The sequence below is a fragment of the Metabacillus sp. SLBN-84 genome, from assembly GCF_053629595.1.
In genome coordinates this window covers 1,944,274-1,964,217 of the sequence record NZ_JBRJIP010000001.1, presented here as the reverse complement: position 1 = coordinate 1,964,217, position 19,944 = coordinate 1,944,274, and the positions used below count along the sequence as shown (strand labels likewise).

The 19,944-nt window shown below is 43.3% G+C and carries 20 protein-coding genes and 1 pseudogene; 4 read left to right on the top strand and 17 right to left on the bottom strand.

Annotated elements, in window-relative coordinates; genetic code table 11:
* Positions 1 to 39: 39 nt before the first annotated feature.
* Positions 40 to 1,272 (bottom strand): MFS transporter, encoded by a 1,233-nt coding sequence (locus RKD52_RS10115; protein WP_454099614.1) that lies wholly within the window; start codon positions 1,270 to 1,272, stop codon positions 40 to 42.
* Complete coding sequence (locus RKD52_RS10110; protein WP_454099613.1) at positions 1,269 to 2,315, bottom strand: ArsR/SmtB family transcription factor; 1,047 nt, start codon at positions 2,313 to 2,315, stop codon at positions 1,269 to 1,271. The genes RKD52_RS10115 and RKD52_RS10110 overlap by 4 nt, the downstream gene beginning before the upstream one ends.
* Positions 2,316 to 2,541: 226 nt before the next feature.
* Between RKD52_RS10110 and RKD52_RS10105 the strand changes: the two genes are divergently transcribed.
* Positions 2,542 to 2,871 carry a cyclic-phosphate processing receiver domain-containing protein gene (locus RKD52_RS10105; RefSeq protein ID WP_454099612.1) on the top strand — a complete coding sequence of 110 codons (330 nt, stop codon included), beginning with the start codon at positions 2,542 to 2,544 and terminating at the stop codon, positions 2,869 to 2,871.
* Between the two features lie 197 nt (positions 2,872 to 3,068).
* Here the strand turns inward: RKD52_RS10105 and RKD52_RS10100 are convergent, their stop codons facing one another.
* The 7 genes and pseudogenes from RKD52_RS10100 to RKD52_RS10070 all read right to left on the bottom strand — a co-directional run bounded on the left by RKD52_RS10100 (position 3,069) and on the right by RKD52_RS10070 (position 8,076).
* Positions 3,069 to 3,197, bottom strand: a complete 129-nt coding sequence (locus RKD52_RS10100; RefSeq protein ID WP_267881646.1) for a hypothetical protein — start codon at positions 3,195 to 3,197, stop codon at positions 3,069 to 3,071.
* A gap of 425 nt (positions 3,198 to 3,622) precedes the next feature.
* On the bottom strand, positions 3,623 to 4,882 hold the full coding sequence (locus RKD52_RS10095) for an FtsW/RodA/SpoVE family cell cycle protein (protein ID WP_454099611.1): 1,260 nt from the start codon (positions 4,880 to 4,882) through the stop codon (positions 3,623 to 3,625).
* Positions 4,883 to 4,886: 4 nt separating this feature from the next.
* Entirely contained in the window at positions 4,887 to 5,294 is a 408-nt protein-coding gene (locus tag RKD52_RS10090; protein ID WP_454099610.1) for a PadR family transcriptional regulator, read from the bottom strand.
* Entirely contained in the window at positions 5,295 to 5,831 is a 537-nt protein-coding gene (locus RKD52_RS10085) for a sigma-70 family RNA polymerase sigma factor (protein ID WP_454099609.1), read from the bottom strand.
* Positions 5,832 to 6,007: 176 nt separating this feature from the next.
* Complete coding sequence (locus RKD52_RS10080) at positions 6,008 to 6,253, bottom strand: hypothetical protein (RefSeq protein WP_454099608.1); 246 nt, start codon at positions 6,251 to 6,253, stop codon at positions 6,008 to 6,010.
* A gap of 57 nt (positions 6,254 to 6,310) precedes the next feature.
* The gene (locus tag RKD52_RS10075) at positions 6,311 to 7,375 is read right to left on the bottom strand and encodes an undecaprenyldiphospho-muramoylpentapeptide beta-N-acetylglucosaminyltransferase (protein ID WP_454101185.1); all 1,065 of its coding nucleotides are present in this window, start codon (positions 7,373 to 7,375) and stop codon (positions 6,311 to 6,313) included.
* 14 nt (positions 7,376 to 7,389) lie between these two features.
* Positions 7,390 to 8,076: pseudogene (locus RKD52_RS10070) on the bottom strand (substrate-binding domain-containing protein).
* A 22-nt stretch (positions 8,077 to 8,098) separates the two neighbouring features.
* Here RKD52_RS10070 and RKD52_RS10065 point away from each other — a divergent pair.
* On the top strand, positions 8,099 to 8,674 hold the full coding sequence (locus RKD52_RS10065; RefSeq protein WP_454101184.1) for a citrate/2-methylcitrate synthase: 576 nt from the start codon (positions 8,099 to 8,101) through the stop codon (positions 8,672 to 8,674).
* A gap of 10 nt (positions 8,675 to 8,684) precedes the next feature.
* Here RKD52_RS10065 and RKD52_RS10060 read toward each other — a convergent pair whose 3' ends face one another.
* From RKD52_RS10060 to RKD52_RS10035, 6 genes are all read right to left on the bottom strand, one after another.
* Positions 8,685 to 9,080: a hypothetical protein gene (locus tag RKD52_RS10060; protein ID WP_454099607.1), complete on the bottom strand. Its 396-nt coding sequence runs from the start codon at positions 9,078 to 9,080 to the stop codon at positions 8,685 to 8,687.
* Positions 9,081 to 9,352: 272 nt separating this feature from the next.
* On the bottom strand, positions 9,353 to 9,958 hold the full coding sequence (locus tag RKD52_RS10055; RefSeq protein ID WP_454099606.1) for a class D sortase: 606 nt from the start codon (positions 9,956 to 9,958) through the stop codon (positions 9,353 to 9,355).
* Positions 9,955 to 11,148, bottom strand: coding sequence for a processed acidic surface protein (locus tag RKD52_RS10050; RefSeq protein ID WP_454099605.1), 1,194 nt, complete (start codon positions 11,146 to 11,148; stop codon positions 9,955 to 9,957). Before RKD52_RS10050 ends, RKD52_RS10055 begins: the two co-directional genes overlap by 4 nt.
* Positions 11,149 to 12,033: 885 nt before the next feature.
* Positions 12,034 to 13,089, bottom strand: coding sequence for a glycerophosphodiester phosphodiesterase (locus tag RKD52_RS10045; protein WP_454099604.1), 1,056 nt, complete (start codon positions 13,087 to 13,089; stop codon positions 12,034 to 12,036).
* A gap of 126 nt (positions 13,090 to 13,215) precedes the next feature.
* A complete protein-coding gene (locus RKD52_RS10040; protein WP_454099603.1) occupies positions 13,216 to 14,442 on the bottom strand; it encodes an efflux RND transporter periplasmic adaptor subunit in 1,227 nt (408 codons plus the stop codon).
* Positions 14,439 to 15,119 (bottom strand): YIP1 family protein, encoded by a 681-nt coding sequence (locus tag RKD52_RS10035; protein WP_454099602.1) that lies wholly within the window; start codon positions 15,117 to 15,119, stop codon positions 14,439 to 14,441. The genes RKD52_RS10040 and RKD52_RS10035 overlap by 4 nt, the downstream gene beginning before the upstream one ends.
* 283 nt (positions 15,120 to 15,402) lie before the next feature.
* Here RKD52_RS10035 and ppc point away from each other — a divergent pair, with 283 nt between their 5' ends.
* Positions 15,403 to 18,153 carry a phosphoenolpyruvate carboxylase gene (ppc, locus tag RKD52_RS10030; protein ID WP_454099601.1) on the top strand — a complete coding sequence of 917 codons (2,751 nt, stop codon included), beginning with the start codon at positions 15,403 to 15,405 and terminating at the stop codon, positions 18,151 to 18,153.
* An 18-nt stretch (positions 18,154 to 18,171) separates the two neighbouring features.
* Here the strand turns inward: ppc and RKD52_RS10025 are convergent, their stop codons facing one another.
* Complete coding sequence (locus RKD52_RS10025) at positions 18,172 to 18,738, bottom strand: hypothetical protein (protein WP_454099600.1); 567 nt, start codon at positions 18,736 to 18,738, stop codon at positions 18,172 to 18,174.
* A gap of 256 nt (positions 18,739 to 18,994) precedes the next feature.
* Between RKD52_RS10025 and RKD52_RS10020 the strand changes: the two genes are divergently transcribed.
* On the top strand, positions 18,995 to 19,384 hold the full coding sequence (locus tag RKD52_RS10020) for an SET domain-containing protein (RefSeq protein ID WP_029280620.1): 390 nt from the start codon (positions 18,995 to 18,997) through the stop codon (positions 19,382 to 19,384).
* Positions 19,385 to 19,413: 29 nt separating this feature from the next.
* On the opposite strand, the gene RKD52_RS10015 is transcribed toward RKD52_RS10020, so the two are convergent.
* Positions 19,414 to 19,770, bottom strand: coding sequence for a glyoxalase superfamily protein (locus tag RKD52_RS10015; RefSeq protein ID WP_454101183.1), 357 nt, complete (start codon positions 19,768 to 19,770; stop codon positions 19,414 to 19,416).
* Positions 19,771 to 19,944 lie beyond the last annotated feature (174 nt).

Sequence of the window (19,944 nt, the reverse complement as noted above, 5' to 3'; positions counted from 1 at the left end):
GAGATTGTAAAGTATGTCTGTCCGTTGTTTACAGTTTTTTTACAACAAATAAATACAAAACGGTTGCATAATTAATCTTTTATTATAGTTTGTGGTGGAGCTGACCGCCTTCTGAATACCAGATAAAGAAGTCCTCCCCCCGAAACTGTGCAAATGATGGCACCAATCGAAAGAAAGAGTGCCTCTATGCCAAATTGGGACGCACATGCCGTACCGTAAACAATTCCAAGCGGCGCAGCTGCCTTTTGTCAGGAGGAACCTGACTGAGAAAACCTGCCCAAGAATGGACTGCGGCACAAGCTTTTGATAAAGCGTAGTGCTGTAAACATTCCAAAACGGCATAGCTGCACCTGCTGCGATTTCAATGACCATCGCCGCTGCCAGTGACTCTGCAGCACCAAGTGCCAAGTAAGTAGAGCCTCCGATAAACAGTGCCAGCATCATGATTTGATAGATGGATGTTTCCTTTACTTTTATCCTGGACGCCGCAAAACTGCCGGCTATGTAACCAAGAGGAAAAGAAGCGGCAAACAGGCCATACTCAAAAGATGACCCTCCCAGAACCTCTGCGACAAATGGAATATACATGGTCTGGGCAGCAAACACGCCAAAGCTAGTGATGGAAACAAGCCCGCCGAGGAACAGGAGTATTTTATGTTTCCGGTAAATGAGCGTGCCTTCTTTGAATTTCTTTATCCATGGTGATTTATTCTCAAATTCTGCAGGCTTTTCTCTTAAGAAACCTATCATGATAAAGGAAACAGAAAATGCACTGACAACAAGAATAAGAGAACTTTTATCATTTAAAACAGATACCAGAAACCCTGATGCGGGAAGCGCCAAGAACCTCATGAATTGCACGCCGCCTGAAATTCCTGCATTTATTTTTACCAAATCCTCCTTTTGCACAAGCTTTGGAACAAAAGCTGCAGCAGCAGGATCATATGCAGTAATGGAGGTTAAGAAAGCAGCCGCATATAGCAGGGCCTCTTCATTGAATCCTGCTGAAATTAAAATCAGAAGCATCAAGTATACGGAAGCTCTCAACGCCTCTGACCCTCTCATTACTGATGTTCTTTTAAACCGGTCTATATAGGGTCCGGCTATAAACTGAACGATCAGCTGGCCCGAAATACTGACGAGCCACAAGGTTCCCATCGCAAGCTTTGAACCGGTCTCTTCATATAAAATCCACGACAGGAGGAACGTTCCGAACGTACTTGCAAAGACCGACAGAAGCTGATTATAAAAAAGCAGCTTGACCCCTTTCATGTTTCCTTGTGCAGAAAAGTGAAGATTTCCTTTTCTATCCCTTTAATTGAGTCTTCAGCTGCTTTATAAACACTGCCTTTTACGTGAACAAGTCCAGCTGCTTTTAAGAGGGTCAAATGATGATGGACGGTCGTTTTCCCCATTCCGACAAGAGCTGTCACTTCTTTTAAAGTCAGCTCTTTCTTAACAAGAAGTTTGAGGATCCTGAGCCTTTTTTCATCCCCAATTGCTTTCAGCTTCTGCACAAGCTGCCCTGACGGTTCAAAAGGATCCGTGCTCTTCATCAAACTGCTGTCGCTTACAGGATAGTAAAAAACTTTTGCAGCAGGCAGGTCTGCCTGTATCGTCCAGGGTCTGTAAGCCACGTGAGGAATTAAGATCACATCGGCAATCCCCTGTTCGGGTTTATAATCAATTCCAGCAGCTTTCAGGACCGTTTTATGAGGACTTTCCAATTTGCTGATGCGCCTCTTTTCAAAAACATCCCGTTCCAGAACACCGCTGGTCCATTCTTTTTTAGGGAGAATGACTTCGTTATACCACCCATCCAATAGCGCATGAAGATGTTTTAGCAGTTCAGCTTGCCTGCTGCTGCATACAAAATGAATCATTTGCGGAAAAAAGGCATGTCCCTTGCAGGCCAGAACCAAATCATTTTCAGCTTCCTTATCCCCTTTAGAAGCTGCAAGACGGTTATTTTCCTGCATGATATCCACAAAAGGCAGTGCGTAATACTTAAGCTCACTCTCTGAAAGTGACCTTAAAAACTGATAAAATTCACCGGGACTTGAGAAATCCTTAACATGAAGCAGCTGAAGCAGCATTTTCCACGTGTTGTGCTCGTGGCAGTAGTCCAGCTCTGCTGTCAGTTCAATCGAAAGGCTTTTCTTGAGCTCATCCAGTTCCACCCTCTTCATTTCAAGCTGATCATGAAGCTTTGGATAGGTAATCATGGCGATGCCAAGAGCACTTTCAAACAGCAATGATGTTTTAATCTGAACACCGTATGATGACCGTTCAAATGAAGTATTCAACAGATTCATATTTTTTCCAACTCCTTTCTTATCATTCTAAATAATTAGAATGTATAATTCAATATATTTTGAATAAATTCCCTTGCAAAAAAGGTGATACTATACCTTTTACTGCAGATTGGCGGGCTTTTTGACTTTCTTTGTCTCTTTCACTCGAATGGAAATTCTTCTCCTGTTAAATAGACGCAAGTATGTTACACTGAAGTCAGGTCACATGAGATCGGAGGAAATCATCATGACAATCAGTGTCTTTATGGATGATTACCGGACCTGCCCCAGCGGATATGTTTTGGCGGAAGATATAGACCAATGCATTGCGCTTTTAGAAACTAATCGCGTAGACCATCTGTCCCTTGATCACGATCTGGTCAGCAAGACCAGAAACGGGCTCATGCTGGTACATTACATGGTCAGGCATCATCTTTATGCAAACCGCATTACCATCCACTCGGCCAATGCAGCCGGAAGCAAGGCGATGTACAGGTATTTTAAACAGGCACAGGAAGACTTCGAAATGCCAAAATCAATAAAAGTGATTCTCAAACCCATGCCTCTCCATGCTTAGGATAGAAAAATGCGATAACATACTAAATTATTGAGGGACCCTCCGGGGTGCCTCTTTTGTTTTGTCTCAAGAAAGCTTCCAGCTGCCTTTTTGATAGAAAGGTGCACTGTTCGAAGAAGGTTTTGGGCATTCAACGCTTTAAAACAAACCGTAAGCGCTCCATAAAAAAAGACTGCCATCAGCAGTCCTTCCAAAGCTTATTTCTTCTTTTGCTGGCTTTTTGCACGGTTGCTGTCAAGCTCAGCAGCATATTCTTCCTGCGTTTTTCCTTGTTTCTGGCTTTCTGACTCAATCTTTCTGAACTTATTGTCATTGCGGTTTGGCATGTGTCTCCACCTCCCCTCTAAAGAGTATGATGCTCATACTCCTTGGTAGAGATTCATTAAAATATCCCCTTGTTGATTGTATCCTTCTTATGTAAACCAATTTGTTGAAAGTGATAGATTTAACTTTTCTTGGCAACTGGTTTGTTTCTTTCTAATATGATTATTTGGAACATAGTTTTTTTAGTTCATTATTTTGAACTTAGTGTTTTAAATCAGCATTCAAGTTTTTAGAGAATGTTTTCGTTAGAACATAGTTTATTTAAAGTAACATGCCTTCAATTTGAATAGAATTCACTCTATTTGCTTTTAGAACATATTTTAATTTGAAAAAGCCGCACTGCAGCTATGCCTATTTTCCCAATAAAAAAATTCCAGTTTCTTCAACTGGAATTTTTTCGCACGATCGATTTATTCTTTTCTTTAAATTACCTGGATTCGAAACCTATAAGATCTTTTCGCCGATATACACTAAGCACAATCCCGGTTAGAGCTGAATTTAAAAGGACAGGCATCAGTCCATAGCTGATAAACGGAAGAGACATTGTCATCAATGGAAGGAGCCCTAGAGCCATACCAATATTGACGGCAACCTGCATCGTAAAAAGTGAGATTGCTCCTGCCAACAGCAATCTTCCAAATGAATGTTTCATCCTCGGCACATAAACCGCAAGACGGAAGCTGAAAAGGAAGAGCAGGATGACAATTGCGCCGGCAACCAGCCAGCCGAAGCTTGCTGTAATGGAAACAAAGACAAGATTTGTCAGTGAATCACCCATTAGAAATTCATTTTGCGGCTGACCAAACCAGCCTGCATCCCGAATCAAGTCTCTGATATAAAGGATGGGAAAACCTCCTTCATGTGAATGCTTTTCCGGATTAAGAAAAGCGTCAAGACGGCTTTTTCGTTCAGGTGATGAGAAGACAAATACGGAAAAAAGTAAAAGGCCTGCGAGAACACTCCCCGCTGTCAATAATGATAGTATGACCTTTTTTGAAAACTTGCTGAAGCAAATCATTGCACTGACCATGACCGTATATAATACAGCGGTTGATACAGCAGGCAGCTGGGCTAAAAGAAGTATTGGCACGATATACAAAAGAATGGCTTGCCAAACTTTTAATCTGAGGTTATTCAGAAAAGACGCCCACCCCACTAAAAGAAATGGGATGCTTATAAGACTTTCCAAATTGAAGAAACCAATCTGTATGGATAAACTCCCATTAATAATTTGGTTTGCAAAAGGTGGTATCACAAGTAAAAAACCTATTCCCAGTATGTAAAAAACCCAGCCAACCCTTTCCAATCTGCGGTAGTCGACCATCATAAACGCGAATAGAGTGATTGCTCCGATTATAGAGATTAGGATTTTATTAATAAGCATAACCTGCTCTCCAATAAAAACCGGAAGAAATCCTGCTCCCATACAAAATGTGAATAAAAGAATCAGGACCCAATCTGTTTTTGGCCGGTGAATTTTATTCATATCTTTTCCGATTCCTACAGGATTCCCCATTTGAGCAATTGCTTTTGTTTCTGCTTCATCTGCGGTGAGACCATTCTTCACCCAGTCTTCCTTTATGCTTTCTATATGAGCATTTAATTCCATTTCAACCATCATTCTTGCATCTTTTGACTTTATTTGTTCTTTTACTTTACTAAGGTAAGAATCCCTTGTCTCTATCATATTTTTATCCCTCCAATAGTTCACTGAGGGAAATTTCAGTACCTGCGGCTTTTCTTTCTTCACGCTTTAATATCTTCTTTCCCCGGGAAGTAATCACATAAAATTTTGATTGGTTTCCATGCCAGGACGCCTGAATCCATTCTTTTTTTTCAAGCTCGTGAAGAAAGGTGTAGATGGCTCCCTCATTTTCATCAAAAACAGAATTGCCTCTTGCTCTTAGAAGAACGCTCAGTTCATACCCTGTTTTCTCATGAATCAGAAGCTGCAGAACATCTTTCAGGAGACAGGATGGTGATTTCTCCTGTTTGCTGATGCGTTTCCATACGCCTGCTCTGTGTTTTTCTGTAAACGTCAATTTGTCAAAATTCTGGTTCCCGGAACTTTTACTCAGCTTTCTTAATTGTTCTTCCACCTACAATTCCTCCTTCAGGCCCGCTTTTAAAAGCTGTTTTGAACGTCGCATTCTTGTTTTTACCGTGCCTGGCGCACAGCTTGTTATCCTGGCGATTTCATCTATGGAAAGCTCTTCAAAATAATAAAGATAGATGACCTCCCGGTAATTTACAGGAAGGTTCATTACAGCAGAAAAGAGCTCAGACTCTTCTTCTTTTTTTATGACGGCGTATTCTGTTTCCTCACTTGAAGGTGCATCTGTCCAGTGATCATTTGACGGAGTTATATGTTTATAATCCCAGCTCTTTAAATAATCCTTGCACTTATTGATTGCAATCCTCCATAACCATGTTCTGAGCTTCGATTTTCCGTTATATGTATGAAGCGACCTGTAGCATTTAACAAATATGTCCTGAGTCAGGTCTTCAGCTGTCTGCTGATTTCGGACGTAAGTGTAAACAAGCTTCAGAATTTCAGTTCCGTATTCGTGCATAATTTCATCTATGAGAGTTTCATAGTCTTTTGTTTCTATGAAATCTGCTGCCCACTCTTCCATTTATCCCCCTCCTTTCCTTTACTTAGACGATTCTGGATGCGACTTGGTTTTTGATCATGTAAAAATAGTGGCCGCATTTGCCTGAAACCGAAAAAAAATGCTCAGCTGCCTCGCTGAGCATTCAATTACTCTGTAAAAAAATTTTTTGAAATCAAACGGCTTTGGCCTTTTTTGGCTTACCCCTTTTCATTTCCCCGTTTAAAATTCCCTGTTATTTTAGCCATGATCAGCTGCTTTGCTTTTTCATCTGCTGCAGCCTCCACCTTTTTCAGGAATTGCTCTGCTTCTTTTCCTTTTAAGGTTTTTACCTGCTTGTGAAAATAGTTTATAAACACGCTGCCGTTTTTCGTACTGCTGAAGCTGAATGGGAGTTTATCCAGCTGATTGTGCTTGTCAACGCCGGTTTGCTTTTTTTCACTCATGAAAACATCCCTCGTCCCTGTTAAAAAACACGCCATTTGTATGACGTGTTTGTTCAGCTATCCAATCTTATTGATTTCTTCCACAAGGATGCCGATCGCATCTTTTTTATTCAGCCTGTTCATCGTATCTTTCATGTCAACTTTGTTCGTTTTCAGATCGGCCAGATGGGTAAGAAGAGATTCTTCTGTCAGGTTTTCTTCTTCGAGCATCATCGCATAGCCTTTTTTCTCAAACGATTTGGCGTTCATGATCTGGTCTCCTCTGCTCTGGCTTCTTGTCAGCGGGATGATCAGCATCGGGATCTTCAGTGCCAAAAACTCAAAGATTGAGTTAGAGCCGCCTCTTGTGATGACGTAGTCAGTGGCTGCAAGATAGTGGGAAAGCTCGCCGTGTACATATTCAAACTGTCTGTAATCCTTGTTGCCGATCAGGGATTCGTCCACGTTTCCTTTTCCGCATAGATGGATGATCTGATAGTCTTTCAGCTTAGGCAGTGCCGCTCTTACCGTTTCGTTGATTTTTCTGGCGCCAAGGCTTCCGCCCATGATTGTTAGAACTGGTCTTCTTCCATCAAAGCCGAGAAGTTCTCTTCCCTTGCCAGGTGATCCCTTTAACATTTCGCGGCGAATCGGAGAGCCGATCGATACGGTTTTTTCTTTAGGGAAATAGGCCAGTGTTTCTTCAAATGATGTGAAAATTTTTGTCGCAAAGCGCTGGGCAATTTTATTGGCTAGACCTGGTGTCATATCACTTTCGTGGATGAAAACCGGGATGTTGAGAGATTTCGCTGCAATAATGACCGGAACGGTAACAAAGCCGCCTTTAGAGAAGACAACTGTCGGCTTCAGCTTTTTTAAGACTCTTCTGGCATCAAGGCAGCCCTTCATAACCCGGAAGATGTCCTTCACGTTTTCAAGGTCAATGTAGCGTCTTAATTTCCCGCTTGAAATGCCGTGGTACGGAATCTGGATATTTTCAATCAGTTCCTTCTCGATTCCTTTTTTTGAACCAATGTACTGGATGTCCCAGGCACTGCGGTCAAGCTCATCAATAATGGCCATATTCGGTGTCACGTGGCCTGCAGAGCCGCCTCCTGTAAAGACAATCGTTTTTTTCATCAGGCGTAAGCCCTCCTTCAAATTCTGAATTGCGCTAAAAAAGCAAGAAATTCTTTTTGTTTTTTATGAACGTCTTTCATAATGGCATATGTACAGGCTTCAGGCAATGGAAGAAATGGACAGTCCACTTCAAGCAGTCTTCCTTCAAGCAATTCTCTGCGCACCATTGAGGCAGGAAGAAAGGAAACGCCAAGCCCTTCTGCAATAAAACGTTATGGGATGTGGATCTGAGTGACTTCCATCATCCGTACTCCGGGAAATATCATGTTAACGGCTCGGCACAGAGAATCCCAGTATACAGGATGATTATGTGTGAGTAGGTAATTTGATGTCAAGAGCTCTTCCGGGTCAAGCGGCAGCGCACTCTCTGAATCCGCACCGTCATGAGGAGCTGCAAGAATAACCCTGTCTCTGTAAAGGATCTGCGAAGTGATTTCACTGTGATAGCTGTCCATGCAGAACAGGCCAAGATCTGCGCTCTCACTCAGCACTGCATGTTCAATTTCTGCCGATTCTACTATTTTAACGGAAATTTCGACCTGTGGATACGTGGAAGTATATCTTTTTAATACAAACGGCAGAATCGTATCTGCAATCAAGGGAGATATCGCAAGTGAAAGGTGTGAAGTATATCCCTGCTGAAACGAGTTAAGCTTGAGGATACCCTCCTGATAAACAGCGGGGAGATATTCATGATTTATCATGGTTTAAAAGGAGTAACGGCAGCTGAAACAAGCATCAGCTTTCTCTGCCAGGGTCACGGCATCAACGATGTCAGACTTCCATTCAGCCGTAACATCTGCAATCGGCACGATGAAAGGGCCTCTTCACGGAGGAGCGCCTTCTGAGGTTCTATCCTTTTTGGCTGAAGCGGCAAATAGCAGCGATATTGAAGAATTAATCAGGCAGAAAGTGTGCAGAGGAGAACGGTTAATGGGGTTTGGGCACAGAGGCTATAAAACCCGGGATCCCCGGGCAGAAGCACTGAAAGCGGTTTTGCTTTCAGAAGCGGGAGATGATGAATGGCTGAATCTTTCTTTGAAAGTGGAGGAAGCATCGATAAACATTCTGTCGGAGCTGAAACCAGGAAGAGCGTTATATACAAATGTTGAATTTTATGCTGCAGCCATCATGAAATCCATGAACATGAAGGCTGATCTTTTTACGCCGGTCTTCACTGCTGCCCGGATGACCGGCTGGACTGCACATATTCTTGAGCAGGCAGACAACAACACTTTGTTCAGACCGGAAGCGCAGTATACTGGTCCTTGGCGTGTGCCGAACGGGCAATCTTCACCCTAATTCTGAAGTTCTAGTGGAAAATAGTTTCCTCTTCTTCTGGAAGCTTTTTATAAAAATCATCAATAAGAGGATAGAGATCAGGCTCTGTTTGATAATAGGTTCCATCTACTTCATTTAAAGAGAAATGAAACGTTTGTGTTTCGCCTTCAAAGAATGCAATGGCATACCTGAATCCTGAGCGGTCCTCCTGATTCTCTTCTTGAATGAAGGTGACATTTTGCATCCTGTTCATCAATTCTTTTATCTCTTTTTGATCGCTGATGGTTTTTCTATATCCTGAACTGCCGTCTGTGATGACGGCTTTTGTTACTTCATCCAGCGTTCCTGTATAAAATTCGGTCAGATATTTTGGCTCCATAGAGCAGCCGGATAGAAACAAAACAATTGCCAATAAGAGTTTCTTCATGTAAATCCCCCTCAAACATATGACGTTTTTAAGAAGGATATCGTTACAAATTAGCAGGCAGAAAATATATAATTCTTATTTCCATAGTTCCGGGTGACGTTCGTCAGCGCCCTCTCCCAGAGCCCTTTAAGTAACGGAGAATTTTTTTTATAGTAAGCATGAGGATTCTCCTTTGCTCCTTATTCTCCTAAACAATACCATACATTCAGCTTTTATGTTCAGTTGGAATGCAAAAAAGACGCGCCTTTTCGTGGAGGCGCGCCATTCACATGTTATTTTGCAGCAAGCAGGTCTGCAATTAGGATATAACGCTCAGGTGCTGGACCTGTAAAGGCAAACGGATAGCAGGTTGAAAGCGTAAGGACTGCTTTTGGTTTCGGCACAATGACGGTGCGGTCATCTTTGTCAACAATCCGGACCTGCCTCACTTTATAAGTGAATTCTCCTGCAGATGTGGTCACAATGAGAAGATCCCCTTTTCCAACTTCTCCGAGATTTCGAAAGACAGTATCCCTGTGGCCGGATAGAACAGAGTTGTCCTTTTCACCAGGCAGTACACTTCCGGCGTAGTGACCAACTCCCTGTTCTAATTCTTCTTCAGCTGTTCCGTGGTAAATGGGGAGATTTGCTTCAAGCTTTGGAATGGAAAGATTACCTATCTGCTCGCCTGCTTCAGGTCTTTTGGGATAGAGAAGATTCTCAGCTGCAGCTGTCTGTTTTTCAGCTTTGTTTTTCGGGAAATTCTCTGCCTTTGGTTCTAAACTGGTTCTATAAAGAAAATACCCCTTTGCCATGGTGCCGGCATTTGTGGTCATAAGCCATATTCCGCTGCTTATTAGAAGAGCAGAAACAAGCAGGAAGAGATTTCTTTTTTTCATGACTGCCTGGATTGCATGTTGTATTTGCGTAAAAACCAGCTTCCTGCAAGAATCAGCGCCATACCTGCAAGTACGTATCCTGCAGCACCGGTTGAGGTTTCAGGGAGCTCTCCGCCTTTTACGGTCTTGCTTATTGGCTTGTTTTCACTGACAGGTTTTGAATATGCTGGATGTTCATTTACGATTTGATTGGCTTTCATTAAATCTTCCCCTGTTTCCTGAATCAAATCTGAACCGAACATTTCAGCCGTTACAAGAATATCTGCCAGTAATTCCTCCTGCAGGTTTGAAAGTTTAATAAGCAGACGGGAGCCTTTCTCTACATTAACTGTAAGAATGCTTTTTAAAGATACCGGCTTCATGTTGCCGTCCTTCACTATATAATAATCTGAATTGATCTGCAGAAGATCAAGCATGCTTTTAAAAATGTCCAGAAGCTCCGCCATTTGCTCAGCCGACAGATCGTTCAATGACTCAAACTCTTCAAATTCCATCATTCTCTCGCTGAGCTCAATCATTTCCTCTTCAATCACAGGATCATCAAGTTCCAACGTAGAAAGAAAGTTGAAAATCGCTTCTATCTCTTCATGGGTCAACCCTATTTCAGAAAACAGATCCGAAATGGCATCCTCCGCTTCGGAACCGTTAATATAAAAATCAAGCGAATAATCAAGATCTTCAATGTACTCATAGTGTTCGATTGAGTCATCATGTTCTCTTAAAAACTGCTCAAGTTCTTCTCTTGATTGGAATCCGTAAACGCCCAGAAGTTCTGCCAGATTCTTCTCATCTATAGGCGTTCCTTCCCATCCATTCATGTAAAAATCAACATACATGTCCACATCTTCAGCAAAAATAAGATACGTCCCTTCCAGAACATCCTGCCCCTCTTCGATGTCACCGTTTTCACTAAGCAGCTCGTTCAGCTGCCCGCGGGTCAATTCATATGTATCCATCATTTCCAAAATTGATTCTACAGTAAGAGGTGTCCCCAGTTCATCAGCCGATTCAAAATCAGCAAGTGACCACCCTTTGCCTTGAAGATAGTTTAAGTAGTCCTTTTTCTCCCATCCGATCTCTTTCAAATGCGCTTCGAAATCAGGTTCATCCGGTTCTATCGCAAATGCTCCTGCCGGCACCAGAAAAAAGCTTGCAGCTATAGTCAATAAGAACGATAATATGATTTTCATGGCTTCTTCCCCAGTCCTAGTAAAATAGTATGAGATCAACTAGAATAGTATAATCTCAGCAGATGAAAAAGAGTATCTGTATAATTTCCCTTAACTGGTTGCTTTTTCATGTTACATGGACTTCTTGTGACTTTTTTCACCTGTAATTCACGAACTCTGTTTTATAGGGATGCATTTTCACTGCCCTCTAATACTGAAAAGAGGGGTTGGTAGTTATGCAATGATAGTTCGTAGTAAATCGAATGAAGCTGGATGTATTCGTCGGATTACCGGTAGTAACGCACCCTGCCCGGATGTGCGGATTCGTGCCGTCACGAATTTAGTTGACTTACATAATCCAGGACCGCAAATTAACTGACAAATGCTCAGGATCTTGCTAGAAAAAGAGGTATTTATGTGTTAAAAAGGGGGTTGGTAGTAAAACAAGGAAAGTTGGTTGTAACGCAAGAATTGTTGGTTGTAATTCGATTGAAGCTGGATGTATTCGCCGGATTGTCGGTAGTAACGAACCCCGTCAGGATAAGCGCATCCGTGCCGTTACGGATATAATTGACTTACATAGTCCAGGACCGCAAATCACCTTACAAATGCCTAAGATCTTGCTAGAAAAAGAGGTATTCATCAACGAATCCACTAGATAAAACGCGATTCCACAGAATCGCGCCTCTCCCAAACAATCTTTACTTCGGATACATCTAAAATTTTAAAAACAGCTCGTTATAATAGGCATGGTTCTTTTTCACGTTCTAAAGGCTACGCTTCTCCCGTTTACTTTCTGTTCACTGCGGCTTGCAAAGGTTTACACAATCACACCTCCCTGCCCTTGCTTTCCCAAAACACCGCAGAAAAAAGCAGCCCCAATTCTTCAGGACTGCCGAATGTGCATCATTCATTTTTTGGCGTCTTATACGATTTCGGAAGCTTGTACCCGCGATCTTCCATGACGCTCCGCAAACGGTCAGGATAGTCTGTAATCATCCCGTCCACACCGTCTTCAATGAGTTTGTTCATTGTGGGAAAGTCATTTACTGTCCAAGGAATAACCTGCATTCCTGCATTGTGTGCACGATCCACCATTTCTTTTGTCACATAGGGTTCATACCCATCCTCTGTAACAGCTCCGTTCTGCGGAAAGCCGTGCACAGGCGAGATGGCGTCTGCTCCAAATGATTTGGCTGCGGCTACAAGGTCTCCGTCAAAATCATCGATGTCAATGCCGCCGAGCCACGGCGAAGCCCCAGGCTGTCCGGGCTGCAGAAATTGAGGGCCGTTTGTCAGAGCCACGATCGGCAGGCTTGGCTCTACCTCGCGCATTCTCATGAGGGAGCCCCAGTCAAAGCTTTGAATCGTCACTCTGTCCAGCATATCCGCCTCGCGGACCTGTTTTGCCACAATCTGCACAAATTCTTCTCTTGGAGCGGTTTCATGAGGAGCTCCTGCCTCTACTTTTGTTTCAATGTTCATTTTTACTTTTTTTGCTTTATAGGAATCTACTAAATCAAACACTTCAGTAAGCAGCGGCATTTTCGCTCCGGGACTTGTTTGTTGACCCGGATATTGCGGTTTGGTCACTGAGCCGCAGTCCATTGTCCGTATTTGTTCAAGTGTCAGATCTTTTATGTATTTTCCCACATACGGAAATTCCGGATCACCGGGAAAAGCAGGTTCCGTATCACTGCAGTTTCCGCCTGATATTTTTCGGTCATGAGTCACAACGGCCTGTTGATCCTCTGTGATTTGCACATCGAGCTCCAGCGTATTCACGCCAAGTTCTAAGGCGTGTGAAAATGACGCAATGGTCGATTCTACTGTCAGTCCCATTCCCCCGCGGTGAGCCTGGAGATCAAACTCTCTGTCCGCTGCCGAGGCACTGCTCTCTGGCATAACACCTGCAGAGGTTAAAAGCATGGCTGCAAGTGCTGTTCTTGTCCATCTTTTCATCGTATGTTCATCTCCTTCATCAGATTCACTTTCCAGTGTAATGATCAATTGTTAACGGCAGATAAAGGATTTAATAAGTTGCGTTAAAGAATGACGCAAAAAAAAGAAAGTGCTTCAAAAGCACCTTCATTTCACCATTCCGCTGATAATCAGCCTGATTTTCTGTTCGTTTGTAAATGATTTCAGCGTTTTCTTTTCAAGGTAGTGATGATTCATCGGGATAAATACGTTCATGTTGTTTTTAAGGTCTGGAGATGGCTTTGTGACGATGCGTTCGCCTTTTTCAAGACCCTGAAGGACTTCATTTCGGCTGTTTATTTTCAGGCCGAGATCCAGCTTCCTTTTTTCGAGTTTCCCTTTTTTCAGCACATAAATGTATTGGTTACCCTTTTGTTTTTTCATCACTGTGTCGTCGATGACGATGACCCCGCTCCGCTCTTCAAGCACGATGTCCATGCCGACATGAAATCCGTGATGCCAGTTTTCAGAGGGTTCAATCAGTTCAGCGAGAAACGGATAATAACTCTCGTTCTGATCAACAGAAGGCTTATCGATTGGCGTCATCGTCACTTCCCTGATTATCGCTTCTTTTTCTGTATTTGGAAGGGCTTCTGCTTCGGCAGTCGCCTTTTGACCCTCTTTTACTTGCACAGCGTCTTTTTCGGACAGTTTGCCTTCTATTAGAAAGGGCTCACTGGATTGAATGACGATCATCGGATCTTCGGGGCTTTGAGGAAAAGGATTGACGGCTGTTACAATCCCGTCCATTTTGCTCGTCACATTATAAGCTTCTTTTTGAGCTTGCAGTCTTGTAATCTTCTGCTCGTTACTGTCAATCTGCTGATTCAGGTAGTCAATTTGATCCTGCTTGTCGCCAATTTGACTGCTTATGGCTTTCTTGCCTGCGGAATCATCCAGATAGACGCCTTCTTCCACTTCAACAGGAACGCTTGCTTCATCTAAGTCGTCCTGCAAATCGGACAGGTCTGATTCTGCAGAGGATATTCTGGACTTAAGATCCGTATTTTGATCCTGCAGTTCTTCCATTTCAGCGTCCAGGTGGCCGGTTTCATAAGTGATGAGAGGATCTCCTGTCACTACGGCATCACCTTTTCTGACAAGTACTTCCTGAAGCGTTCCAAGGTCTTTGCTGTACATGACCTTATAATCTGAAGCAGGAACAACCACCCCTTTTGTGAAAAGAAGTTTCTGCAGGTCCCCCGTTTCCGCTTTTGTAAACTGACTGATTGATTTAGATCTCTCGATTTTGTCTGATGTGAAAATAACGGCTGTATTAACAGCTATAAATACAACGGCTAAAGAAATGATTCCGATCACTGCTTGTTTTTTCATACGTCCCCCTGAAGCGAAATCCCGATATCCTGCACAAGTACTGTAAAGACAGCTACAAGCAGAATGTAGAGAAGGTTTGAGAAGATTACGGTTCCTGCAGCACGCTTCCATGATTTATCCGAAAGCATTTTCAGTCCAATCATCTGCACATATGCGCTCCATATAAGGAACACTGTTATGAAGCTGACTAACGTTACGGCGAAGGTCTGATCTGTCAAAAGCTGAATCAGAACGCCAAATCCAAATGGGGAGGAATCGCGCTGAACGCCAAGTAAATGAAAGAACGGAAAGTTCAGCAGTTTTTCCATCGTCATTAAAAACAACGGAAACAGCTGAAGCGTGATCAGCTTGTCCCACTCTATATCTCTATAAAACACTTTAAATACGAAGGTGAAAAAGAGAACCATAACAAGAGGAGCAGTAATTGAAGCAACGATGCCGCCGATGCCGAATAACAGCTTGGCAAACTCAAATTTCTCCCTTTTTATCAGATCAAGATAAGCAGTAATGGCCTCAGTATGTACACCGAGGTACGCACTTGCTGCTGCAAGAAGCACGCTAAGCACAATCAAGGCTGCAAATCTTGCGTAAAATCCTTTAATGGCTTCAGCTTCTTTCAATTTTCCAAAGTAAGCAGAGGGTTCTGTTAAGCCTTCTACTATACGAACGTGATGCATTCTATTTCCCCCTGTCAAAAAAAAACGATTACTAGAAATTTATAGCATATTTCCGGCATGGTTAATAGTCACTTTTGGCATATTATGAAAAATCAGCTCAGATTCCGGTCTATTTTTAGACATTTCCCAGCCACCTGCGACGAGTTTTTTCAGTAAATTGAATTGGCAGATAACCTCACACTATGCATCTTTATACGTTTTATGGTAAACTTATCATTATTTTAATTTTCAAAAAACATCTTTAATCAGAGATGGAATCCATTCCAGTAAAGAGGTGCTAAATATGACAGCTAAAACAGAAACGATCAAGGAACGCGATCATCATGCTGCTTTGAGGCGCGATGTGAAGTTTTTAGGGAATATGCTTGGAGATGTCCTTGTTCACCAGGGCGGTCATCCGCTGCTTGAAATGGTAGAAAAGATTAGAGAAATGACAAAATCACTTCGCAGCCATGCGGATGAAAGCATATACGCAGACTTAAAAGCTGAGATTTCGACACTTGACCCAGAGCTCAGAAAACAGGTGATCAGGGCTTTTGCTGTTTATTTTCATCTGGTGAACATCGCAGAACAAAATCACCGCATCAGGAGAAGACGCGAGTATCAATTTCAGGAAGACTCAGGCAAACAGCCGGGCTCCCTTGAACATGCTGTAGCTTCGCTGAAGGAAAACGGGGTTTCATCAGAAGTGATTCAGCAGCTTTTGAAAACTCTCTCCCTTGAACTGATTATTACAGCCCACCCGACAGAAGCGACACGCCGCAGTGTTCTTGAAATTCATAAACGCATTGCCGGCCTGCTGCACAGTCTTGACCAGCCGATTCACACAGAACGCGAGCGTGCAGAACTTGAGGACAGACTGTTCAATGAAGTGGTTATTCTGTGGCAGACGGATGAACTGCGTGACCGTAAACCTACTGTAATGGATGAAGTCGCAAACGGACTTTACTATTTTGATGAAACACTCTTTGAAGTGCTTCCGCAAATTCACCAGGAGCTGGAGCTTTGCCTGTCTAAAAATTATCCTGGGCAGGAATGGCATGTTCCTAATTTCCTCCGCTTTGGTTCATGGATTGGCGGAGACCGAGACGGAAATCCTAACGTAACACCTGAGATTACGTGGAAAACCTTGACGAAACAGAGAGCGCTCGCGCTCAGAAAGTACAGAGAATCGCTGAAAATCCTCAGAAAACGCCTTAGCCAGTCGACCAAACGGGTTGCTGTCAGCGATGAACTGCTTGCGTCCGTGCAGGAGGAAACGCCTCTTTTAAGCAAAGGAGAAAGATGGCAGGTGGAGCATGAAATCTACCGCTGCAAGCTGACCATCATGCTGAAAAAACTTGATCAGCAGCAGGCCTTCTGCTACAGGCGTTCTGATCAGCTGCTGACAGATTTGAAAATGATTCAGCAGAGCGTTCTGCTTCATCATCCGAAAGGGTACGAACTGAAAAGCCTGCAAAAACTGATCAGGCAAGTGGAGCTGTTCGGTTTTCACCTTGCAACGCTTGATATCCGAAATCACAGCGGAGAGCATGAGGCTGCCATCAAAGAGATTTTCCATTCTGTTAACCTTGCAGAAGACTATTCAAGTCTCACAGAAGAAGAAAAAATGAAGCTGCTGCAGGACGTGCTTCAGGATCCGAGGCCTCTAGTTTCGTTTAAAGAGAACTATACAAAAGAAACTCAGGACGTTCTGGACGTTTTCCATATGATCAGACGTGCCCATAAAGAATTCGGCAAACGTTCCATTGAAGTTTACTTAATCAGCATGACCCAGTCTGCAAGCGATCTTCTTGAAGTGATGGTGCTTGCAAAAGAAGCGGGCATCTACAGGCTTCATCCGGATGGAAGAATCGAAAGCAGGCTGAACGTCGCTCCCCTGCTTGAGACGATTGACGACCTGGTGGCAGGACCGAAAATTATGGAACAGCTGTTTCAGCTTGATTTTTACCAAAAGCACCTGAGTGAACAGAATAATCTGCAGGAAATCATGCTCGGTTATTCAGACGGCAGCAAAGACGGCGGAACGCTGACCGCAAACTGGAAGCTTTACAAAGCGCAGCAGGAAATTCATGACATGGCTAAGCATTACAATGTGAGGCTGAAATTTTTCCATGGACGCGGCGGCTCACTCGGACGCGGCGGCGGTCCGCTTAATAGAAGTCTTCTTTCTCAGCCTGCTGAAACACTGGGTGACGGGGTGAAAATTACAGAGCAGGGTGAAGTTCTATCCTCCCGCTACGGCTTGTATGATATTGCCTACCGCAGTCTTGAACAGGCGGCATCCACACTGATAACAGCTGCAGCACATGTCTCATCAGAAGCCGAACAGTCCAACGTCCGGACCGGGGAGTGGGAAAAAGAAATGGATGAAATTTCATCTGTATCCCTGAGCAAATATCAAGAGCTGGTCTTTAAAGATCCTGACTTCCTGACCTATTTCAAAGAGGCAACACCGCTTCCGGAACTTGGGGCCCTCAATATCGGCTCACGTCCAATGAGCAGAAAAGGCAGCGAACGGTTTGAAGATCTTCGCGCAATTCCATGGGTATTTGCCTGGACTCAAAGCAGACAGCTTCTCCCTGCCTGGTATGCAGCCGGCACCGGACTGTCTGAAGGAAATCTTGATAACTTAAAACAAATGTACAAAAAATGGCCGTTCTTCCGTTCGACCATTGATAATCTTCAAATGGCCCTTCTGAAAGCAGATTTGATGGCTGCAAGAGAATACTTGGCGATGGTAGAAAATAAACAGGCTGCTGAACGCATCTTCAACGATATCGAAACGGAGTATGTGCAGACAAAAAATGCGCTTCTTGCGATTACAGGCCAGAATGAACTGATGGATCACATTCCTAACATCCAGGAATCTGTCAGACTCCGCAACCCTTATGTCGACCCGCTGAGCTTTTTGCAGGTGGATGTCATTTCAAAGCTTCGCAAAACGGATGAAGAATCAGATGCCGGAGAATTGTTAAGCGAAGTGCTGCTCACAATTAACGGCATTGCCGCAGGACTTAGAAATACTGGCTGATTGCCCAAACCGGACGCGTCATGCGTCCGGTTTTTTTCTGGCTTTTAAAAACAGCCAGATCATGAGGCTTAAAAACACACAGCCAAAACTGGCATAAATAAGCGACCACTTTAAAAAGGAAAAAACAGGCGTGAGTTCTGCTGCAACGGGCGTTTTGGCAGGATACCTTGCCATAACAGCTGAAGCACTGATGTTTTCGAGAAAGTCAAAGAGCGCTCCTCCAAACGGAAGAAGATTAGCCAATTTTAACAGCTGCGGTTTGAGGCCGCGCAGGAAAAAAGTGATAACGGATGCAAGAAAAAACAAATAAACAAGAGGCCAGATGACATCAAACGTGAACCTTGCTTTAATGTAATAGTCCCTCCCCTTCTCACCATAGCTTTCAGCTATTTCATAAAGAGTTTGAGCGGAATAAAGGTATGACCCGTCCGGCGATTCTCCTGTGCCTGTTGCCGCCTTGCTCGATTCTGCAGCATTCGGCAGGACAAAAATCATAAAAAGTATGAAGACAGCTAATGCAGCAATCACGGTTTTCCAGCCGATTTTTTGGTAGAGCCAGCCTGAAAACACATGTACGTTTTTCATCTCGAATCCCTCCCATTGCTTTTTTAAAATTTATTCAAGGAATAGCGCACTTTTTCCTTACAAACAGATTAACAGTCCAGATGTGTTTTTTGACAGTCCCAATACTCTCTCTTACAATCCGGACATGTACACTAACAATCCAAATGCACGCTTCACACGATAAAAGAATTTCCTTAAAACAGTTGCTTTTTTACCAGTTAACTGTCAAGCTAGGATAGGTACAAAAACGCAGCAGGAAAGAGAAATAGGTGACAGAATGATTGAAATCAAAACATCCTCCCTTAGTGACGGGGAATTTAATAGAGGCGTTTTCGCAACGCGTGACATTAAAAAAGGCGAGATTATCCACGAAGCACCGGTAATCCCCTACCCTAACGCAGAGCATGCCCACATTGAAAAAACAACATTAGCTGATTATGCATTCGAGTACGGCAAAAACCACACCTGCATTCTCCTTGGCTACGGAATGCTCTTCAACCACTCCTATACACCGAATGCCACGTATGACATCAGCTTTGAAAAACACGTGTTTATTTTCAGCGCCTACAAAGACATCAAAGCCGGAGAAGAAATACTCATAAACTACAACGGCGATGAAGAAGATCAGGAGCTCCTCTGGTTTGACCGCGAAGACGAAAACAACTAGAAAAAACTGACTCTCAGGAGTCAGTTTTTTTACATAGTCTCATAAAACACAATCCGGTTTCCGAATGGATCCCCAACACGAACTTCACGGGTATTCCATGGCGTCTCTTCAATCCCAGGCCTTGCGTATTTATACTGTTTGGCTGTCAGGCTGGCATGAAGCGCCTCTATATCTGAGACTTCAATTCTCACCGCTGCCCCCGGACAGCAGTCCCCGTAGTTTTCTGAAAGATGAAGAATACAAGCACCGAAGGATATTTGCATATAGAGGGGCAGTTCTTCTTCAAAACGGTGCTCCCAGTCCACTTTAAATTCCAGAAATGATAGATAGAACTCTCTGGCTTTTTCTTCATCAAATATGCGAAAAATAGGGGTCGGACTTTTCATTTGGAATGCTGGACTCACTATTTCCCTCTCCTTTATCAGTTTACTATTTTCACCAGCTAAACCTATTCTTAAGTGTAATGGCAGTTCCTTCCTGCTTGATAAGTGCCATTAACAAAAGAGATTACTGGTTTGGCGGTTCCTTTCTGCCTGATAAGTGCCATCTACAGCAGAGAT